18 protein-coding genes and 1 tRNA gene are annotated in these 19,322 nt (G+C 66.0%); 10 read left to right on the top strand and 9 right to left on the bottom strand.

The annotated features are described in order from the left end of the window. Window position 1: 1 nt before the first annotated feature. The 7 genes from ASD14_RS04300 to rsmD form a co-directional block, all read right to left on the bottom strand. Window positions 2-694 (bottom strand): TMEM43 family protein, encoded by a 693-nt coding sequence (locus ASD14_RS04300; protein WP_056129509.1) that lies wholly within the window; start codon window positions 692-694, stop codon window positions 2-4. Between the two features lie 86 nt (window positions 695-780). Then, window positions 781-1,671, bottom strand: a complete 891-nt coding sequence (locus ASD14_RS04295) for an MBL fold metallo-hydrolase (protein ID WP_056129507.1) — start codon at window positions 1,669-1,671, stop codon at window positions 781-783. 84 nt (window positions 1,672-1,755) lie between these two features. After that, window positions 1,756-3,483 carry a gamma-glutamyltransferase gene (gene ggt / locus ASD14_RS04290; protein ID WP_235565308.1) on the bottom strand — a complete coding sequence of 576 codons (1,728 nt, stop codon included), beginning with the start codon at window positions 3,481-3,483 and terminating at the stop codon, window positions 1,756-1,758. 42 nt (window positions 3,484-3,525) lie between these two features. Further along, window positions 3,526-3,777 (bottom strand): YfhL family 4Fe-4S dicluster ferredoxin, encoded by a 252-nt coding sequence (locus tag ASD14_RS04285; protein ID WP_056129506.1) that lies wholly within the window; start codon window positions 3,775-3,777, stop codon window positions 3,526-3,528. A 63-nt stretch (window positions 3,778-3,840) separates the two neighbouring features. Beyond that, window positions 3,841-4,332 carry a hypothetical protein gene (locus tag ASD14_RS04280; protein WP_056129503.1) on the bottom strand — a complete coding sequence of 164 codons (492 nt, stop codon included), beginning with the start codon at window positions 4,330-4,332 and terminating at the stop codon, window positions 3,841-3,843. Window positions 4,333-4,388: 56 nt separating this feature from the next. Then, window positions 4,389-4,895 (bottom strand): pantetheine-phosphate adenylyltransferase, encoded by a 507-nt coding sequence (gene coaD, locus ASD14_RS04275; RefSeq protein WP_056129501.1) that lies wholly within the window; start codon window positions 4,893-4,895, stop codon window positions 4,389-4,391. Window positions 4,896-4,922: 27 nt separating this feature from the next. Beyond that, complete coding sequence (gene rsmD / locus ASD14_RS04270; protein WP_056129499.1) at window positions 4,923-5,549, bottom strand: 16S rRNA (guanine(966)-N(2))-methyltransferase RsmD; 627 nt, start codon at window positions 5,547-5,549, stop codon at window positions 4,923-4,925. A 65-nt stretch (window positions 5,550-5,614) separates the two neighbouring features. Between rsmD and ftsY the strand changes: the two genes are divergently transcribed. The 3 genes from ftsY to ASD14_RS04255 are packed head-to-tail and all read left to right on the top strand — an operon-like array spanning window position 5,615 to window position 8,120. Beyond that, window positions 5,615-6,790, top strand: coding sequence for a signal recognition particle-docking protein FtsY (gene ftsY / locus ASD14_RS04265; protein WP_056129494.1), 1,176 nt, complete (start codon window positions 5,615-5,617; stop codon window positions 6,788-6,790). Further along, window positions 6,787-7,845 (top strand): A/G-specific adenine glycosylase, encoded by a 1,059-nt coding sequence (gene mutY, locus ASD14_RS04260; RefSeq protein WP_056129492.1) that lies wholly within the window; start codon window positions 6,787-6,789, stop codon window positions 7,843-7,845. The genes ftsY and mutY overlap by 4 nt, the downstream gene beginning before the upstream one ends. Before the next feature lie 2 nt (window positions 7,846-7,847). Then, entirely contained in the window at window positions 7,848-8,120 is a 273-nt protein-coding gene (locus ASD14_RS04255; RefSeq protein WP_056129491.1) for an oxidative damage protection protein, read from the top strand. A 6-nt stretch (window positions 8,121-8,126) separates the two neighbouring features. Here ASD14_RS04255 and ASD14_RS04250 read toward each other — a convergent pair whose 3' ends face one another. Further along, a complete protein-coding gene (locus ASD14_RS04250) occupies window positions 8,127-8,576 on the bottom strand; it encodes a DUF6491 family protein (RefSeq protein WP_056129488.1) in 450 nt (149 codons plus the stop codon). Between the two features lie 166 nt (window positions 8,577-8,742). On the opposite strand from ASD14_RS04250, the gene ASD14_RS04245 reads away from it, so the two are divergent. After that, window positions 8,743-8,818 (top strand) — tRNA-Phe (locus ASD14_RS04245). Window positions 8,819-8,919: 101 nt separating this feature from the next. Here the strand turns inward: ASD14_RS04245 and ASD14_RS04240 are convergent. Then, a complete protein-coding gene (locus tag ASD14_RS04240) occupies window positions 8,920-11,391 on the bottom strand; it encodes a S8 family serine peptidase (protein WP_235565307.1) in 2,472 nt (823 codons plus the stop codon). Between the two features lie 408 nt (window positions 11,392-11,799). Between ASD14_RS04240 and ASD14_RS04235 the strand changes: the two genes are divergently transcribed. From ASD14_RS04235 to ASD14_RS04210, 6 genes are all read left to right on the top strand, one after another. Further along, entirely contained in the window at window positions 11,800-12,672 is an 873-nt protein-coding gene (locus ASD14_RS04235) for a DUF6689 family protein (RefSeq protein WP_056129486.1), read from the top strand. A 109-nt stretch (window positions 12,673-12,781) separates the two neighbouring features. Then, window positions 12,782-13,690, top strand: coding sequence for an FHA domain-containing protein (locus ASD14_RS04230; RefSeq protein WP_056129473.1), 909 nt, complete (start codon window positions 12,782-12,784; stop codon window positions 13,688-13,690). Continuing rightward, window positions 13,687-17,016: a serine/threonine-protein kinase gene (locus ASD14_RS04225; protein WP_056129471.1), complete on the top strand. Its 3,330-nt coding sequence runs from the start codon at window positions 13,687-13,689 to the stop codon at window positions 17,014-17,016. Before ASD14_RS04230 ends, ASD14_RS04225 begins: the two co-directional genes overlap by 4 nt. Further along, entirely contained in the window at window positions 17,013-17,723 is a 711-nt protein-coding gene (locus ASD14_RS04220) for a sensor histidine kinase (RefSeq protein WP_056129469.1), read from the top strand. Before ASD14_RS04225 ends, ASD14_RS04220 begins: the two co-directional genes overlap by 4 nt. A 64-nt stretch (window positions 17,724-17,787) precedes the next feature. After that, window positions 17,788-18,441, top strand: a complete 654-nt coding sequence (locus ASD14_RS04215) for a response regulator transcription factor (protein WP_056129468.1) — start codon at window positions 17,788-17,790, stop codon at window positions 18,439-18,441. A gap of 373 nt (window positions 18,442-18,814) precedes the next feature. Then, window positions 18,815-19,273, top strand: coding sequence for an LEA type 2 family protein (locus ASD14_RS04210; RefSeq protein WP_056129466.1), 459 nt, complete (start codon window positions 18,815-18,817; stop codon window positions 19,271-19,273). Window positions 19,274-19,322: the final 49 nt, after the last annotated feature.

The raw sequence follows: 19,322 nt of genomic DNA, 5'->3' as shown, positions 1-19,322 counted from the left end.
TTCAGTGCGAATGCCGCCTCCGGCGACGCTGCACGGCAACCACTAGCGCCGCAATCACCAGCAATCCCCCCGCGAAGAAAGGCCACACGCGCTGTGCGTGCTCGGGTTTCGCATTCGCCGGTGTTTCTGTCGTATCGGCGTTACTGGCGTCTTCGGGATCCTTCGCCAGCACCCACGTACCGCTGCGCTGGATCACCTTTCCCGTGAGTGGCGGCAGCACCAGCTCGCGCCAGCTCACGCGCACGTCGCCGACCTCCGGGTCGAGCGGGTTCTCCGCACTACCCAGCCCCTCGCCTTCCGGCTGGAACGAAGCCGCGAGATTCGCGGGAAGACGCGAAAAATTCGGCTGAAGCACGCGCCATTCGCCAAGACTGCGCAACACCGCCTGGTCGAGCGGAGCACCATCCAGCGTCGGGTTTTCCGCCCACCAGCGGCGATTTTCGATCGGCAGCTTCGATGGATTGGCGTGCTCGGAATCGAAGCCAGCGGAATCGATCGACGCCCCGTGCCACGCGCGCTCGTAACCGTTTTCGCCCAGGCGCCATTGGTACATCTCCACGCGGCGGTCGAGGCCGAACTGGCGCGTGCGTACCTTGAAGTCTGGATCGACGAGCGGCGCGCCGGGATCGGGAAAACCTTCCGGTTCCGTCTGCGCGATAGCGGCAGTTGAGGCCAGCAGCAGAACGAGTGTCATCCCAGGCGCAGCGAAGGATCTGCTTCCTGCTTGCTTGAAAAGCAAGAGCAGGTCCTTCGCTGTGCTCGGAATGACAGTGGAAGCGTTCACGCGGCCAAAGCCCTCGCATGCAGCTCGGCGACTTCGTGCGCTGTGGCGAACTTGCCCTTTTCATCGCGTACGACCTGGGCAAGCGCGCAGCCCGGATCGTGGGTGAAGAACAGATGCACGTTGCGTGCGAGCTTGTCTTCGAGGAACTGCTTCTTCTCGTCGATCAGTAGCTCGGCATTGCGGTCGTAACCCATCGTGATCGGCACGTGCACCCACGGGCGCCCGGGTATCAGGTCCGCGCAGAACACGACGCCACCATGCGGCTCCCCATCCACCATTTCAGGACCGACGATTTCCGACAGCATCAGGCCTGGCGTATGGCCATCGCTGTAATGGAATCGCACGGCGTTGCCGAGCGTCTTCGAATGTGCGCCTTCGACGAGTTCGAGGCGACCGGTGCCCTCCAGCAATGCCGGAAGTTCCGGAATGAAGCTCGCCCGGTCGCGCGGATGCGGATGCAGCGCGCGCTCCCAGTGTTCGCGGCCGACGATGTAGCTTGCGTTGGGGAATACGAGGCTGGGCGAGGTTCCTTCTTCCCACTTCGCGAGCACGCCACCGGCATGATCGAAGTGCAGGTGCGACAGGACCACGACGTCGATGTCCTCCGGCCTGAAGCCGGCGGCCGCCAGCGAATCCAGGAGCACGTGGCGATCCTCGTTGACGCCGTAGCGCTCACGCAGCTTCGGTTCGAAGAAAGCGCCGATCCCCGACTCGAACAGCACGGTCTTGCCGGCGACGGGCGTCGCCAGCAATGCGCGGCAGGCGAGATCGATGCGGTTCTGCGCATCCGGCGGCGACCACTTCTCCCACATCGCGCGTGGGGCATTGCCGAACATCGCGCCGCCGTCGAGCTTCTGGCTGTTGCCGAGCAGGGACCACAGTTTCATTGCCGCTGTTCCAATAAGGACACGATGCGATTATCGCGCCGATGGCTGTACGGCGGAATGTACGCCGTATTGCGGTAGTGCGAATCAGGGAATGCGGGAGTCGACGACCTCGGCGCTGCCGACCGGATTGCGCGGATCGGTGCCGCCTTCGAGCGTGTTGGTGCGCTTGTTCCAGGACACCGTCTGGAGGTTGCCCCATGGCGATTCCGCCGCGTTCACGGTGTGGCCCATCGCCTCCAACGCGGACACGGCTGCAGGACCGATCGCACCCTTCTCCGCGGAAATTGCATCGGGCATCCACTGATGGTGGAACCGCGGCAATGCCGCGACCTGCTGCGCGTTGAGGCCTTCGTCATAACCGAGGATCCCCACCAGCACTTCGGTGATGATGCGGCTTCCGCCCGGTGCACCGAGCACCGCAATCCTGTCCTTCGACTCGATGAAGCTCGGCGTCATCGAACTGAGCATTCGCTTGCCCGCTTCGGGTGCATTGGCGGCAAAGCCCATCACGCCGAAGGCGTTGGGAGTGCCGGGCCGCAAGGCGAAATCGTCCATCTCGTTGTTGAGCAGGACGCCGGTGCCGGGCGCGACCAAGCCCGAGCCGTACAGCAGGTTCACCGTCTGCGTCGCGGACACGCGGTTGCCGTCCGCATCGATGATCGAGTAGTGCGTGGTTTCGTCGTCTTCCAGCGGTGCCGGCACGCCCGGCAACAACTCGCTGGGCGTGGCTTTCTCCGGATGGATGGTCGCGCGCAGGCCGGCGGCATAGTCGAGGCTCATCAGGCGCCGCATCGGCACCTTCACGAAATCTGGATCGCCGAGATAGATGGTGCGATCGCGATACGCGCGGCGCATCGCCTCGACGATCACGTGATGGCGATGGGCTTCGTCGAGTTTCGACAGGTCCCAGCCTTCGAGGATCTGCAGCATTTCCGCCAGGGCCACGCCGCCCGAAGACGGCGGCGGTGCAGTCGTGATGTCCCAGTCGCGATAGCGGAAGCGCAGCGGCTCGCGTTCCTTGACCTGGTAACCGGTGAGCTCATCGATGCGCCACTTGCCGCCTTCTTCTTTCACCGCGGCAAGAAGCTTCTTCGCCGTTTCACCGCGATAGAAGCCGTCGAAGCCCTTTTCCGCGATGAGTTCGATCGTGCGCGCGAGTTCCGGCTGCCTGAGGATCTCGCCGGTCATTGGCGGTGTTCCGTCGGCGAGGAAAACGGCACGCGTGCCGCGATAGCGCTCCATCACCGCGCGCCGGCTTGCATAGCCCCTTTCGAGACGCGGATAGATCTCGAAGCCTTCGCGCGCGAGGCGAATCGCCGGTGCGAGCGTGGTCTTCAGCGGCAGCCGGCCGTAGTTCTGCGCGAGATGCACCAGTGCTGCCGGCAATCCGGGAATGCCCGCCGACCACGGCCCGTTGGTGGCGCGGTCGCGATTGAGTTCGCCCTTCTCGTCCAGGTAGGCGGCCGGTGTCGCGGAAGCGGGTGCGGTTTCGCGCGCGTCGACGAAGATGTCCTTGCCGGTCTTCGCATCGTGCAACAGGAAGAAGCCGCCACCGCCAATGCCGGAACTGATCGGCTCAACCACCGACAACGTGGCCGAGACTGCAACCGCGGCGTCGAACGCGTTGCCACCCGCGCGGATGATGTCCATGCCTGCCTTTGTTGCCAGTGCATGTCCGCTCGCGATGGCAGTGCCAGGCGGATGCGTGCGTATCTGCGCGGAGGATGTATCGCTCGCCTGGGCGGCGGATGCGCCTGCCGCTGCAAACGGCAACACCAGGGCCAACAGCAACGCACGCAACGGCTTGCTCACGATCGGGCTACTCCTTCGCGGGATGGACGCGAGACAGCTGCATCAGCCCTGCGCCTGCAGGCGCGCGAGCTTGGCCAGCAGCTGCTCGTTGGATTCGGGGAAATCGGCGTCCGGGTCGATGCATTCGACCGGACAGACGACGACGCACTGCGGCTCGTCGAAATGGCCCACGCATTCGGTGCAGCGCGCGGGATCGATCACGTAGATGGTTTCGCCCTGCGAAATCGCCTGGTTCGGGCACGCGGGCTCGCAGACATCGCAGTTGACGCAGAGTTCGTTGATCTTCAGCGCCATTGGGTTACCACATCACTCACATCAATTGGTTCGCGCCCGCATGGCGGGCGCGAACCCGGAACATCATTTCACTTCGACGAACTTGTAGCTTGCACCCGTCGGCTCGACCGCCGCCTTCACGCGATCGCTGTCGGCCTGGTCGCCGATGAAGAGCACCTTGACGCCCTTCATGGTGCCCGGCGCCGTCTTCGCGAAGGCCGCAACGGCGAGATCCGCGCTCTTGGCCGAATTCGGGCCGCCGAACGCGAGCAGCGTGCCTTCCACGCCGCCACGCGACATGTCCATTTCCGCCTTCTCGAGCTGGCGGTCGTAGGCACCCTGGAAGTCGGCGGCGGTTTCCGCCGGCAGCGTGTAGACGTAGGTGCTCGTCGCGTTGTCGAGGTTGCGGGTGACGACGTCGGTCAGGTAGGCATTCCAGGCGTTTTCGTCGGTGGCGACAGCCGGCACGGCGACCGGGGCCTTGGCGGTTTCCTGGGCGGCTTCCTCCTTCTTGCATGCGCCCAGCAGGGGCAGCATGAGGCAGGCGGCGAGCAGCAGTCGGGTCGAAATCTTCATCGGGTGTTCCCCCAGTCCTGTAGTACGTGGTTTATCTGCGTGGTACGGCTATCGGATCAAGCGTCGTTGTTGCGTTGCCACTGCGCCTGCAACGCGGAGGCCACCGCTGGCGGCACGAAGCCGGAGACATCACCGCCGAGGCGGGCGATCTCGCGGACCAGCGATGAGGAAATGAAGCCGTACTGTTCGGCCGGCGTGAGGAAGATCGTTTCCACCTCGGGAATCAGATGGCGGTTCATGCTCGCCAGCTGGAACTCGTATTCGAAGTCGGATACCGCGCGCAGGCCGCGCATCAGCACGCCGCCGCCGACTTCGGCGACGAAATGCGCGAGCAGGCCGGAGAAGCCGCGCACTTCGACGTTGGCGTGGTGGGCGACGGCATCGCTCGCCAATTTCACGCGAAGATCGAGCGGCAGGGCCGGACCCTTGCCGGGACTGGCCGCCACGCCGATGATCATCCGCTCGAACAGCGGCGCGGCGCGATCGACGAGGTCGACATGGCCGTTGGTGATCGGATCGAAGGTGCCGGGATAGACGGCAATGCGGTTACGGGCGGCGGTCATTCGCAGTTCGTTCGCTCGTGGATGGCGTCAGGCATCGCCGGCCGGGTCGGGCGGCAGTGTATCAGTCGTGTCCCGCGGACGGCGCCGGTAGAGGGCGTAACGGACCTCGCGGGTGTGGCCTTCGCGATGCAGCGCCCATTCCGGCGGTGGCGTGGCTTCGGCTTCCGGCGACGATTCGACGTACAACCACGCATCGGCCGCCAGCTTTCGCGTCAGGACGGGCAGTACGCCGCCCCAGAAATTCGCATCGAACGGCGGATCCACGAACGCCAGGTCGAAGCCGTTGTCCGGCTGCTGGTGCAGCCATGCCATCGCATCCGCCTGCACCACCGCTGCGGCGTCGCCACCCTGCAGCCGCGCGGTGGTCGCGCGCAATGCAGCCGCCGGTTTCGCGTCACGTTCGACCAGCACGGCCGCACGGGCGCCGCGCGAGAGCGCCTCGAGCCCCAGCGCACCCGATCCGGCAAACAGATCGAGGACGCGCGCGCCTGGCAGCATCGGCTGCAGCCAGTTGAACAGGGTTTCGCGCACGCGGTCGCTGGTCGGGCGCAACCCGGGCGCGTCGGGCACATCCAGCCGCGTGCCGCGCCAGCGCCCACCGATGATGCGGACCTTGCCCGGTACTGCATGTGCGGGCGGACGCGGGCGATTCATCGGGCTACACCAGGCGGGGCGGCTATCATGTGTGCATTCTCGCGCACTCCGACCTCCCCTTCGCGATGCTCAATTTTTTCCGACGCAAGAAGCCCGAGGCCTCGCCCGCGACGCCCAACGATCCGCGCGTGCCCGAAGGCGCTCCACCGCCTGTCGAAGCGGGTGCGCAGGAAGTGCCGGCTCCGGCTCAGGAGATGCCGCGCGAACCGGAGCCGGTTCCTGCCGAAATCATCGCGGCTGCCATGGAAGTGGAACCTTCGGCTCCGCCCGCCGAAGAAGCAATCACGGCACCAGCGGCGGCACCCGGCAAGAAGGGCTGGCGCGACCGCCTGCGCAGCAGCACGTTCGCGCGCACGATCGGCGGGCTGTTCTCGCGCAATCCGCGCCTCGACGACGACCTGCTCGACGAAATCGAAACCGCGTTGCTGATGGCCGACGTCGGCGTCACCGCAACTACACAGTTGGTGGAAGACCTGCGCAGTCGCATGAAGGCGCGCGAGTTCGCCGATGCCAATGCCCTGCTCGCGGCGCTGCGCGGCGACCTGATCGAAATGCTGCACGCGGTCGCGCAACCATTGCAGATCGATCGCAACGCAAAACCCTTCGTGCTGCTCACCGTGGGCGTCAACGGCGTTGGCAAGACCACCACGATCGGCAAGCTCGCGCGCCGTTTCAAGGACGAAGGCCGTCCGTTGATGCTCGCTGCGGGCGACACCTTTCGCGCCGCCGCCGTCGCGCAATTGCAGGCATGGGGCGAGCGCAACGGTGTGCCCGTGGTTGCGCAGGGGCAGAACGCGGATGCGGCTTCGGTCGCCTTCGACGCGCTGCAGGCCGCGAAAGCACGCGGCATCGAAGTCCTGATCGCCGACACCGCGGGCCGCCTGCATACGCAGCAGGGCCTGATGGCCGAGCTCGGCAAGATCAAGCGCGTGATCCAGAAGCTGGATCCGGACGCGCCACACGAGGTGCTGATGGTGATCGACGGCACGACCGGCCAGAACGCGCTGTCGCAACTGCGCCAGTTCCATGCCGCGGTCGGCGTAACAGGCCTGGTCGTCACCAAGCTCGATGGCACGGCGAAGGGCGGCGTGGTGTTCGCGCTCGCCCGCGAGTTCGGCATCCCGATCCGCTACGCCGGCATCGGCGAACGCCCGGAAGACCTGCGCGTGTTCGATGCCGAGGCCTTCGTCGACGCGCTGTTGCCGGACGCTCTTGGCAGCGGCTCCGCCGGCAACGGATGACGGCTGCGACGCAATCTGGCGCGGAGACCTTCGCGCCGCGCCTGCTGAGCTGGTTCGACGTCAGCGGGCGCCACGACCTGCCCTGGCAGCATCCGCGCACGCCGTACCGGGTGTGGCTGTCGGAAATCATGCTGCAGCAGACGCAGGTCAAAACCGTCATTCCCTACTTCGAGCGCTTCGTCGCGGCGTTGCCCGCGCTTACCGCACTGGCATCCGCTTCGCGCGACGACGTGATGGCACTGTGGTCGGGCCTCGGCTACTACGCCCGCGCCCGCAACCTGCAGGCAGCCGCGCAGCGTTGCGTAGAAATGCATGATGGCGAGCTGCCGCGCGATATCGATGAACTGACTGCATTGCCCGGCATCGGCCGGAGCACTGCCGCGGCGATCCTGTCGCAGGCATGGGGCGATCGCCACGCGATCCTCGACGGCAACGTGAAGCGCTTGCTTACCCGTTACCACGGCATCGCGGGCTATCCCGGATTGCCCGCGGTGGAGAAGCGCTTGTGGTCGCTCGCCGAAGCGCACCTGCCCGCCACGCGCATGGCCGACTACACGCAGGCGCAGATGGATCTCGGTGCAACGCTGTGCACGCGCAGCGATCCCGCGTGCGTGCTGTGCCCTCTGCAGGACGATTGCGTGGCTCGCCGCGAAGGCTGCATCGCCGATTTGCCGACACCAAAGCCAGGCAAGGTCGCGCCGCAGAAGCATGCCTGCGTACTGTGGCTGGCCAATGCGGACGGTGAAGTCCTGATGCAGCGCCGCCCTGCGACAGGCATCTGGGCATCCCTCTGGACATTGCCGCAGGCGGACGACGCGGATTCCTCGCGCGCGTGGTTCGAGCAGCAACTACACGGCGACTTCAATGAAGCCGAGTCACTGCCCGCCATCGATCACGCTTTCAGTCACTACAAGCTGCGCCTGCAGCCGCTGCGCCTGCGCGGCGTCGCATTGCGCGATCGCGTCGGCGACAATGACGACCTGCGCTGGGTCGCGCGGGGCGAATTCGCTTCGCTCGGCATTCCCGCCCCGATCCGCAAGCTCCTGGAATCCTGACGATGGCCCGAACCGTTTTCTGCGAATACGAACAACGCGAAACCGAAGGCCTCGACTTCGTGCCGTGGCCCGGTGAGCTGGGCAAGCGCGTGTTCGCGAACATCGGCAGGACCGCGTGGGCGAAGTGGCTCGCGCACCAGACCATGCTGATCAACGAGAACCGCCTCTCGCCGATGAACCCGGAACACCGCGCCTTCCTCGAAGGCGAGATGCAGAAATTCCTCTTCGGCCGCAATGCAGAGAAGCCCGCCGGCTACGTGCCGCCGGCGGATTAGCGCAGCTCAGCCACTGGCTTCCTCGCGCTGACGGCGAATGTCCTTCTCGGCCGACTTGAGCGCCTTCACGTCGAGCGGCCGGATCTGCCGGATGTGGCACGGCATCGGTTCGGGACCACCCGTACCCGTGCGCGGGATCACCTTGTCGAATCGCGAATACACGATGCCGAACTGGCTGGTCAGACCTATGGCCTGCGCGAAGTCGAGGTCGGGACAGGGGCTGTCGACTTCGAGCAGATAGGCCTCGTTGGGGCGGGTCCAGATCGCAACCGCCGAATCGCCGAGTGGCGTCCAGCCGTCGATGCGGTTGAGGTAACGGAAGCTCTGCACTGGTGCTGCCGCATGGGCGCGATAGAGGGCGAGCTTCTCGTTGTCGGTCATGCGGTCGGTAGCGCAGGCGGTCAACGAGAGCGCGCCAGTCACAAGCGCGCCGAACGTGATTTGCAGGAATTTCATTACGGGCTCCTGCCTGACGGCATGTGGGTTTTCGCCATCATGCGCCGCGCGGAAATGCCCGGAAGGCCCGCGGGATTTCACGTTCAGCGCCGATCCGGCTTGCCAGAGGCGCGGCCGGCCCGTATCATTTCGCTTCTTTCACGGCCGCACCACCGGCTTGTGATCCGGCCGGGTAGCTCAGTTGGTAGAGCAGGGGATTGAAAATCCCCGTGTCGGGGGTTCGATTCCCTCCCCGGCCACCATTGTTCAAGAAAAAAAGCCCGCAGAATTTGCGGGCTTTTGTTTTTCCAGGCCTGGAAGAACATGGCCCGGCATTTACCGGACCATGTCGGGCACGATTCCCTCAGTCTTCCGCCGCGCGGTACGCGGAGAGATAACGCCCTGCGGCGACCGCGTAGGCGGCACGCGTCACCGTCCTGGCCGGATCGAAGTACGCGTGCAGCGTGGGCTGCAGGTCGTATCGCCCCTGGGTCACGGTGAAACGGGCATTGATCAGGCCCTGGTCGAGTGCGAACTGGACATAGCCGCGCAGGCTGGCCGGGATCGCGCCTGCATCTTCGAGCGGAATGCGCCGGCCTTCGTAGAACGCGGTGAGGTCGCCGCTGAAGGAACGCGCCTCGTTCTGCAGCCCCATCGCCTGCACCAGCGAGTACGCGAGGCTCACGCGGGTCACGTAGTCGCCCGGCCGGAACTGGCCATTGAGCAGGCCCATCACACCGTCGTGCGAATTGCTCAGGTCGCGCAGCGGTGCGCCCTTGCCAATCGCAGCTTCGGCGAACGGATACGCCGGATCGCTCGCCGACAGATCGGTGAAGCTGGGCTTGCCGTTGAACGGAAGCGACTGGCGCACGTTCGCCCCCATCACCACGTAACGCGCCATCTCGCTGCGGCGCAGGATCTGGTCGGGACGGAACTGCTTGTCGCTGTAACCGTCCACCAGGCGGTTCGCGACGGCAAACTCGATCGCCTGGCGCGCCGGATGATTACCGACATCGCCCATGCCGGTGTAGCCGCCGCTCTTGAGGAAACTGATGTCACCGGTGACGGTGCCCGGCAGTCCGTAGCCGTTGCTGACTTTCAGCGGATCCAGCGCAACGCCGGAAACACTGCCAACGCCGCGCACCTGCAGCCTCCATGTGCCTGGCTTGCCGGGGGCGCCGGTGGTGACGGTGTCGCCGAGCACGGGCAGTGCAATCGCGGACCCGTAACGGTTGCCGTCCGGATCGACCAGCGCGATCGCGAGCGTGTTCTCGCCGATCACCGCGCGCGCCGCGACCCAGGCGATATCGCTGCCGACTTCGAAAGTGAAGTCCTGCAACGTGCCGACGGGCATGAAGTCGACCGAGAAAGGCAGGTTCGGAGGACCGGCGACGAGCAACGCATTGCTGTTGAACGTCAGCAACGAATTGACCGTCGCGCCCCAACCGCTACGCGTGCCCGAAGCTTCAGCGAGCGCGGCGTATGCGTTGACGTGGCCCGCGCCGGCTTCCCATGCCAGGCGGCCGGTCATGTTGGTCGAGGTGCGCTTGAGGATGTCGCTTACCTGCGCGGGCGTGAGGTTCGGATTGGCTTCGAGCATCAGGGCCACGATGCCGGCGACGTGCGGCGTCGCCATCGAGGTGCCGCTCATGTGCGTGTAGAACGGCAGGTATTGGGCGGGCAGCGTTTCTGCGTCGTGTTGCGCTTCCAGCGGCGGCAATGCGCCCAGCGGATCGCGCGTGGACACGATGTCGACGCCGGGTCCGACCACGGTGGGTTCGTTGACGTAGGTCCAGGTGCGTCCGTCGGACATCGTGAAGCTGCCGGATTCACCGCGCTTGCCGCGCGAAGAGAAGCTGGTGAGCACACCGTCCTTCTCGCCCGCGCCGACCGAGATCACCCACGGCGCCTGCGCGTACGGGTTGTGCGTGTCTTCGCCCGGACCGTCGTTGCCGGCGGCGAAGACGCTGACGATGCCGCGCTTGTACAGCTCATAAGTCGCGATGTTGACCGGATTGCTCGGATCGAACGGACCGGAACTGCCCCACGAGTTGCTGGTGACGCGGATGGTATTGCGATAGCTGAACTGGTTGGTCGCGGCGTAATCGAGACCACCGACGGCGTCGAGCACGAGCAGCACCGCGCCCGAGCCATAACCCACGATGTCGGCGCCGGGAGCGACGCCACGATACAGGCCGTTGGAACGCTCGCCGGTGCCGCCGACGATGCCGGCGCAATGCGTGCCGTGTCCGGAACCCAGATCGGTATTGGGAACACCTTCCAGATAGGTGACCGGCACGATACCCGGCGCGAATTCGGTCGCAAGTTCGGCGAGGATGTTCTGCGCACCGAGCACGTTCTGCACGACGTGCTCGCCGAACTTCAGGTCTTCGTGCGTGGCATCAACGCCGGAGTCGTTGACCAGCACCGTGACGCCCTTGCCACTGAACGGCAGCGCGCGGTTGTAGTCGCCGGGATTGGCCTGGGCGCGCGCGACGCTGGTGATCTCGCGTGCTTCCTGGTTGTAGTAGCGCAGCGGTGCGTTGAAGTAGATCGAAGCCACGTCGTCGCGTTGCGCCAGCGCGCGGATCTCCGTGGGGGTGGCGAGCGCACCGGCGATCGGCAAGCTGCGCATGGTGACGCCCTTGTCGATGCCGAGCGACTTCAGCGCCGCGACCTGGCCCGGCGTCACCGGAACCGATTGCTGGTAGCTGATGACGATCTGCAGTTCGTCTGCGGACCCGGCCGCCTGCAGCTTCGACAACAGCGCAGGATCGAGATGGGCGTCGGCCAGAGCAATGCCGCTGGCAAGAAGGCCGGCGGCCAGGGCACTCATCCTGAGGCTGCGGTGATGATGGAAAGCGCGATGCGGCATGGCGGAATTTCTCCGGAACGCTCCCGGGATGGGAGCCCTCCCGTATCGTTTGCTCATTACCCGGCTTCGCACATCGGGATAAGCCACCATGAAGCGAGAGGGAAAAACCCCATCCTGTCTCGCCATCACAGGGCATTGACGGCCCTGTCACGCTCTCCACACGATGCCTTGCGCCGTCGTGGCCCGCACCGATGAGGCGGGATCCAACCGCTGAACGGCTGCTCAAGCTAAGTGAAAACCCCTACAGACCATGGGCGGCGGCCCACGTAAGCTGCGCCGTGTTGGCTATCCAGAAACGTGCGGCATCGTGCCGCGAACGAGACGAAAGGAGTCGGATCGTTGGGATGATCGTAGACGGAGTTGTTTCCCATGAATGCTGGCTCGAATCGTTTTCCCCGGATCGTCCGCTCACTCTCCGCCCTGGTCCTGCTTGCCTGCGCACCGTTCGCGATCGCACAAGTCGCCCCGTCTTCTTCCGCTACCCTGCCCGTTTCGGTCACGGCGGCCGGCAACCACGCGGACATCTCCATCGGTGCCTCGTCGAGTCCGATCGCCGAGGTCAGCCTCGATTTCCAGGATGCGACCGGATTGAGTCCGGCCAGCCTCGGTGCTTCCGCACGGATCGTCGACGTATCCGATCCCGCGCTGCTCGCACGCCTGCCCGGCTCGACGCTCACCACGCTGACGTCCGCGCTGCCCATGATGCTTACCATCGAGCCACCGGCGACCGGTGGCCTGAGCTTCCGCGGTACCGGTCGCATGGAAATCCACACGCATGCACTGCCGTACTCTGTCGGCAGTTCCTTCCGCGTGTTCAAGGCGCCGCTCGGTGGCGCGTTCCACGATGTGACGGATGAAATCGCCCAGGGCAGCGTGCGCGCTCGCACTACTTATGGCGGGTTCTCGCAGTTCCTGATCCTGGTCGACCTGCGCAGTACCAGCTCGGTAATCGACGAGAAGATTGCCTTGCTGCGCACGCAGATCGATGCGTTGCCGATCAACGAACGCGGGCCGCTCAATGCCGCGCTGAACCAGGCCGAAGCCGCAATCGACGACGCCGACCATGCCGGCGCCATCGAAGCCATCGACGACTTCCGCAGCCGCGTGCAGGATCGGGCTGGCCAGTTCATCGCCAACGAGTGGCGCGCGACCCGCGATGTCGAAAACCAGGCTGGCCAGCTGGTCGCGGGTATCAACTCGCTGGGCTTCAGCGTCGCCTACCTGCGCGACTTCGGTCAGTAGGCGCTCCGGACAACACGTCTGGAGCGAATGGCACGGCCCGGCCGATTTGCGGTCCGGCCCGGCTTCCCTGGGGCCTGGGGAAATCATTCACGCACGCTAAGATGCGGCCATGCAGGCCCGTCTGATTGCGTATCCACCCGACGCCGCTGCCGTAAGCCGATGGTTGCAACCCGGCGAACGGCTGCGCGTAGGCCGTGATGCGGACTGCGATCTCGTCATCGACCATCCTTCCGTTTCCCGCCAGCACGCCGAGCTGTATCGCGAGGGCGAGCGCTGGCACCTGCGCGACCTCGGAAGCAAGAACGGCAGTTTCGTCGACGGCATCGCCATCAGCGACCACCCGCTTCCAGACCACTGCTGGCTGCGCCTGGGCGACAGCTTCTGCGACTTCAGTTGCTTCAATGCGCAGCAGGCCGCCGCGATGCGGGAGCGCCTTTCGCAACGACGGGAACTCTCGCAACTGCTCACGAGGCGGGTGCACGGCGAGACCCAGCGCGAATCCCTGCCGGCGCGCGTGCTCAATGGCGTGGTCGAACTGGCCGGGTGCAGCCGGGGTTTCCTGTTACTGACCGATCCGGGGATCGGCGACTTCACCGTACAGGCCAGTCTCGACATGGATGCCGACGAAATCGGCTCGCGTGCTTTTTCGGGCAGCGTAAGTGCCGTACAGCGGGCATTGACGAGCGGCAGGCCGCTGGTAGTCAACGATATCGGCAGCGAAGCCTGGCTGGCGTCGCGCGGCTCGGTGATCGCGGGTGGCATCACGACGCTGGTGTGCCTGCCGCTATCGGACGGACGAGAGGTCTTCGGCGCCGTGTACGCGGACCGGCGCAACGCTCCCGGGGATCAGGGTGAACCGATCACCAGCTTCGATCTCGAACTGCTCGCGGCGTTCGCCGAGAGCGCGACGCTTTACCTGCTCGCCCAACGCGCGATGCGCTCGATCGATGATGCGCCGCGCTGGCAGACGATCGTGGGCAGCCAGGCCGATGCCGCTGCCTCGGGGGCTTCGCCGTGACAGCACCGACCGCCACCGGCCTCTACGCCCAGCAACAACTCGCGCCCGGCACCGTTGTAGCCGGGCGTTTCCGTATCGAGGCCGTGCTCGGCATCGGTGGCATGGGCGTGGTGTATCGCGCTACGGACCTTGCGCTGGATGTTCCGGTCGCTCTGAAGCTCTTGCGTCCTGAACTCGCCGCGCGCGCCGACGCTTTCGAGCGTTTCCGCCAGGAACTGCTGATGGCGCGGCAGGTATCGAGTCCGCGCGTAGTCCGGATCCACGACCTTGCCCAGCACGACGGGCAATGGCTGATCAGCATGGATTACATCGACGGCGAAGGCCTCGATCGCCGTCTCGACCGCGAAGGTGCGATGGCGCCCGACGTGGCCGCGCGCATCACCCGACAACTCGCCGAAGGGCTCGCGGCCGCGCATGCACGCGGCGTGATCCACCGCGACCTGAAGCCGGCCAACGTGCTGATCGATCGCGAGGGCAGCGCGTACATCAGCGATTTCGGCGTCGCGCGCTCCCTCGCAAGCCATGGACTCACGCAATCGGGCGCGGTCGTCGGCACGCCCGACTATCTTTCGCCGGAACAGGCACGAGGCGAGCCGGTCGACGCGCGCAGCGATCTTTATGCGCTTGGCCTGATCCTCTACGAAATGCTGACCGGCGCGATGCCGTTCCAGGGCGGCACGCTCAGCGAAATCCTCGCGCAACGCATGCTGCGCTCGCCTGCGCCGGTGACGCAGGTGAAGCCGCAGACGCCCGCGTGGCTCGCTCGCCTTACCGATCGCCTCTTGCGCGTGCAACCTTCGCATCGGCTGCAGAGTGCCGACGCCGTGGTCCGCGCGATCGACACGCATGAGGTGCCGCGGGATTTCAGGCCTGGCCGCATGCAGGTCCTGGCGGCCGCTGTTGCGGTCGCGATCCTGGCGGCTGGCGGCTTTGCGGCATGGCGTTATACGCACCCGACGCCGCCGCCCGCAGGCGTTGCCAACATCGCGCCGCTGCATCGGCTGCTGGTCATGCCAGTGGCTGCGCCCGCGGATTCAGTGAGCGAAGCACGCGCGGCGGCACTCGCATCGTTGCTGCGGAGGACCCTCTACGACGTGCCCGGCGTCGCCGTCGTCGACGGCGAACGCACGCTGCAGGCCCTGGCACAACTCGATCCATCCGGCACCGTCATGCCCGATGCCGCTTCCGTGCAGCGGGTCGTGGGCGCCGATCGTGTATTGCAGGTCCATCTGCAGCCATTGGCGAAGGGCTGGCAGGCAAAGGCTTCCCTGCGCGCCAATGGCAACGCGCAACCCGAACTGACGGTCGAAGCAAAAGACCCGTTGTCGGCCTTCGCCGCGCTGATGAAGGCACCTGCCTTCGCCACTTCGATCGGAGCAAGGCAGGCCATTCCCTTCGAATTTCCGCAATGTGGCAACACGGACGCCGATCACATGCCGGCCTGCATGCAGTCGCTGCTGGACGGATTCGGCAACGCCCTGCTCGCACGCCAGCACAGCGCTCCGGTACAGGCGGTCGAACAATTGCGGAAGGTGACGGACGACGCACCCGATTTCGCCCTGGCATGGCTGCTGCTGGCCGATACCGCGCAGGCGATCGGCGAAATGGACAACGCCTACGATGCGATCGAACACGGATTGCGTGCAGCGCGTTCCTCTCCATATCTGCAGCGCCGCTTCCGTGCCGATCGCGCGCTGCTGGATGGCGATCCGCCCGCAGCGGCCGCCGAATGGCGTGCGCGCCTCGCGGAAACGCCGGACGACACCTTCGCCGAACTCGGTTACGCACGCTCGCTCGGCGCAGGCGGCGGCTTCAAGGGCGCCATCGATGCATTGCAGAAACTCGTCGCACGCGACCCGAACGATGCACGCGCATGGTTCGAACTGGGCAAGTTCTCGATTCTTGCCGGACAGGCGCAGCGGGCCGTCGACGATTACCTCGTGCGCGCCCTGGTGCTCTACAAGCGCAGCGGCAATCGCTATGGCCAGGCTGAAACTACGAATGCCCTCGGCATCGGCTATGCGCGCCTGGGCCAGACCACCGAAGCGGAAAAGCAGTATCGCGAAGCGGTGGAATTGCGACGCGTCGTCGGCAATCAGCGCGGGCTGGCCACGAGCCTGCGCAACCTCGGCAATATCCTCAGCCAGCGCGGGCGTTTCGATGAAGCCGCAAGCACGCTGAAGCAGGCCGGCGAGTTGCACGCAGCGCTTGGCGACCAGGCGGGCCTTGCCGCGGTCGAGAACGAACAGGGCATCCTTGCGGAAGAGCGCGGCGACTATCCTGCCGCCCTCGCCCACTTCCGCCGCGCGTTGCAGACCTGGCAGCAGCTCGGTGAAAAATCCGGCACGGCGCAGGCACTCAACGACATTGGTTTCGCCCAATACCAGCTCGGCGCGTATGACGATGCACAGGCTTACCTGGTGCAGGCCGCCGCGGCGTTCGTCGGGCTTGGCGACGAAACCGGAAAGATCCGCACGCAGCAGAACCTCGGCCTGCTTGCGATCGCGCGTGGACAATGGAACGAAGCGCGCCGGCAGCTGGAGGCCTCGCTCAGATCCGCCGAACAGCAGCAGATGCTCGAGGAAGCCGCGGTGAGTCGCCGCAACCTCGCCGAACTCGACCTGCAGCAGGGCCATATCGACAACGCCATCGCACAGGCGGCAAAGGCCGAGGCGCTGTTCCACGAACGCGACGATCAGCGCGGCCGCGCCGACGCCGGCCTGCTGCGTGTGCAGGCATTGATGGCCGTACATGCCGACACCGATGCGCGCAAGGCGCTGACGGGTCTCGCCGGCGCCGTCGCGCAATCGTCGAGCGAACAGCGCGGGATCGCGGCATTGCTGGAATCCATGCTTGCAGCGCGCGGGGGGGACACCGCTGCTGCGAGCAGGTCCCATGCACAGGCGCGGCAGTTCGCCTCCGCTTCAGGCATCCGCCAGCTGCAACTTCGCGTCGCGATCCACGGCACGGGCGATCCTTCCGTACTGGATGCGCCGACAGCCGCGCTCGGACACGTTCCGCTGCGCCTGGAATGGGTGGAGGCGATGCTGGAGGCGAATGGCACCTCGCGCGGAAAGACGTCCGCTTCGGACCTCTATCGAAGCACTGCACCCCTGCTGCGCCGCGGTGATTACGGCCGTGCGTTCCGCATCCATGCCCTCGCCGCCATGGAGCTTGCAGGCCACGACACGTCCCGAAGCGCCGCCGATCGCGCCTGCGAATCGCTTTCCGCGCTGCGCTCACACGTTCCGCCTGCACTCGAGGCAGGCTTCGATGCTGCGAACGAAGTCAAAAACCTGTCCTCACTGCACTGCGCCGCGCAATGAACGACCTCGACTCACTGCGGCAGCAATACCAGGACCTGCTCGATCGCCTGCAACGCAACGAGAGCGAATTCCGCCGGCTGGGCCGCGCGGTGTGGCGCGTGCAGGAAGACGAACGCCGCCGCCTCGCGCGCGACCTGCATGACGGCGTCGGCCAGAACCTCACTGCGATCAAGCATCGCCTTGCGACGATCGCATCGATGCTGCCGGCGGATTCGCGCGATGCACGCAATGCACTCGAAGCCACGATCGCGCTGTGCGGCGATACGCTTGAAGACACGCGCCAGCTGTCGCGCCTGTTGCGCCCCGCCATTCTGGACGACCTCGGCCTGGAAGCGGCCCTGCGCTGGCTGGCACGGACCCAGGGCGAAGCCAGTGGCCTGGAGATCAGCGTCGACATCGGCACGCTGCCGGCGCTCGACAGCGACCTGCAGACGCTGCTCTTCCGCGTGGCACAGGAGGCGTTGAACAACATCGCCAGACATGCCCATGCCCGCAGCGCACTGATCCGCCTGGTCGCGCGCGGTGCGCTGCTGCAACTGCAGATCGCCGACGACGGGCAAGGGTTCGAACCCGAACAGGCGCAGCGCGCCGGCGGGGGCGGTCTGGGCGGAATGCGCGAGCGTCTTCGTCTCTACGACGGCCAACTGGAACTGCATTCGGCCCCCGGGGAGGGTTCACGACTGCGCGCAGTCGTACCCCTGACCTGACACCGGCGCGGCCGGAGCGCTGCGGCTTGACGGCAACAGCCTGCGGCGCGCACGTTAGCTGCATATGGGGAATCTCAATACCGTCCGCGTCCTGATTGCCGACGACCACACGCTGGTCCGGGAATCGCTGGTCAGTCTGTTGCAGACGGCAGCCGGCGTCCACGTGGTCGCACAGGCATCCGACGGCCTGGAAACCATTGAGAAGGCACTCGCCACGCGACCGGACATCGTCATCACCGATATCTCGATGCCCCACCTCAACGGCATCGAGGTCGTGCGCCGCCTGCGCGAAGCGCTGCCGGAGACGCGCGTGCTGGTACTGACCATGCACAGCGAAGACGAGTACGTATTGCAGCTCGTACGCGCCGGCGCCTCCGGCTACCTCGTGAAGGACAGCGCGAGCTCCGAACTCATTGCCGCGATCCAGAGCCTGCGCGACGGACGCGGCTACTTCGGTCCTCAGGCATCGCGCATCCTCGCCGAACAACTGCGCAACCCCGAGCGGCAGGTCGACGATCCCTACGGGCGCCTGACCAAGCGCGAGCGTGAGGTTTTCCACCTCATCGCCGAAGGCAGGACGACCAAGGAAATCGCCCGGATCCTGGACATCAGCGCCAAGACCGCGGAGAACCATCGCGCCCGCGTGCTGGACAAGGTCGGCGTGCGCAATACCGCCGAACTCGTCCGCTTCGCCCTGCGCAAGGGCCTGCTGGACTGAACCCCGCGTCCGCATGCCGCGGACCGCGCCACATGTGCCGGGGGTTTTCCCCCGCCTCCGATAGGGGGCTTTCCGGATGTGCATCCGCATCCCGGGCGTCCAAGCTGCGAACACGGGTCGACGCGCATGCCGAGCGCGATCGACCACCGCAACGCCTGCGCTGCGGAATCCGCACGCTGGTGGTCTCCGGCCCAGAGACACCGGCTGCAACCGTGAGTACCGGTCCATCCCCCCGGGCTCACCGGAAGCCCGTTACAGGAGTAACGGGCTTTCTTTTTTTCGTGCGTTGTATGCTCGCCTCCCACCACGTTGGAGCAGCGGCATGAAGGCTGAAGGTCGGATCCGGGGCACGGCAGGCTCGTTTCTCCTGCGCATGCTGGGCGCTGCGGCACTCGTCTCACTGCTCGCCTCGTGTTCCAGTGGCCCCGTCCGCCGCGTGTCCGAACCTTCCGCGCTCATCCAGCAGCTCACCGTTCGCGCCGACGGGCGCTGGTCCGTCGACCTGCGCATCGAAAACTTCAGCAGCATTCCGATGCAGTTCGATTCGGTCGATCTCGCGCTCACCTTCGGCGATAGCGAAGCCGGACGCGTCACCGCGCAGCCCGCCATATCGATCGGCCCCGAATCGGCGGACGTCGTGACCGCCGTCTTCACCCCGCAGGCCGCCGGGAAGCTGGCCGTCGCCGACGCGCTCGCGGGCGGCCGCAGCATCGGCTACACGTTGAGCGGCACGATCATGGCGACGCCCGATGCAGCGCGGCAGCGCAGCTTCGAGATCAAGCGCGGCAGCCAGCTCAATCCCGCGCCGGGGCTGCCGGGCGTGATGCGCTGAGGGCTGTTCGTCATCCCCTGAAGGCGGGATCCAGGGACGTTGCTTTTCA

Origin of the sequence: Lysobacter sp. Root494 (assembly GCF_001427225.1) — a bacterium.
Lineage (GTDB): Bacteria > Pseudomonadota > Gammaproteobacteria > Xanthomonadales > Xanthomonadaceae > Agrilutibacter.
Note: the sequence above shows the minus strand (reverse complement) of the source record. Positions and strands in the feature narration are given on the sequence as shown.

Bases quoted from the DNA above. Each gene is read 5' to 3' on its own strand.
- ASD14_RS04300 (WP_056129509.1), bottom strand. From the start codon at position 694: ATGACACTCGTTCTGCTGCTGGCCTCAACTGCCGCTATCGCGCAGACG.
- ASD14_RS04295 (WP_056129507.1), bottom strand. From the start codon at position 1,671: ATGAAACTGTGGTCCCTGCTCGGCAACAGCCAGAAGCTCGACGGCGGC.
- ASD14_RS04285 (WP_056129506.1), bottom strand. From the start codon at position 3,777: ATGGCGCTGAAGATCAACGAACTCTGCGTCAACTGCGATGTCTGCGAG.
- ASD14_RS04280 (WP_056129503.1), bottom strand. From the start codon at position 4,332: ATGAAGATTTCGACCCGACTGCTGCTCGCCGCCTGCCTCATGCTGCCC.
- coaD (WP_056129501.1), bottom strand. From the start codon at position 4,895: ATGACCGCCGCCCGTAACCGCATTGCCGTCTATCCCGGCACCTTCGAT.
- rsmD (WP_056129499.1), bottom strand. From the start codon at position 5,549: ATGAATCGCCCGCGTCCGCCCGCACATGCAGTACCGGGCAAGGTCCGC.
- ftsY (WP_056129494.1), top strand. From the start codon at position 5,615: ATGCTCAATTTTTTCCGACGCAAGAAGCCCGAGGCCTCGCCCGCGACG.
- mutY (WP_056129492.1), top strand. From the start codon at position 6,787: ATGACGGCTGCGACGCAATCTGGCGCGGAGACCTTCGCGCCGCGCCTG.
- ASD14_RS04255 (WP_056129491.1), top strand. From the start codon at position 7,848: ATGGCCCGAACCGTTTTCTGCGAATACGAACAACGCGAAACCGAAGGC.
- ASD14_RS04250 (WP_056129488.1), bottom strand. From the start codon at position 8,576: ATGAAATTCCTGCAAATCACGTTCGGCGCGCTTGTGACTGGCGCGCTC.
- ASD14_RS04240 (WP_235565307.1), bottom strand. From the start codon at position 11,391: ATGAGTGCCCTGGCCGCCGGCCTTCTTGCCAGCGGCATTGCTCTGGCC.
- ASD14_RS04235 (WP_056129486.1), top strand. From the start codon at position 11,800: ATGAATGCTGGCTCGAATCGTTTTCCCCGGATCGTCCGCTCACTCTCC.
- ASD14_RS04230 (WP_056129473.1), top strand. From the start codon at position 12,782: ATGCAGGCCCGTCTGATTGCGTATCCACCCGACGCCGCTGCCGTAAGC.
- ASD14_RS04220 (WP_056129469.1), top strand. From the start codon at position 17,013: ATGAACGACCTCGACTCACTGCGGCAGCAATACCAGGACCTGCTCGAT.
- ASD14_RS04215 (WP_056129468.1), top strand. From the start codon at position 17,788: ATGGGGAATCTCAATACCGTCCGCGTCCTGATTGCCGACGACCACACG.
- ASD14_RS04210 (WP_056129466.1), top strand. From the start codon at position 18,815: ATGCTGGGCGCTGCGGCACTCGTCTCACTGCTCGCCTCGTGTTCCAGT.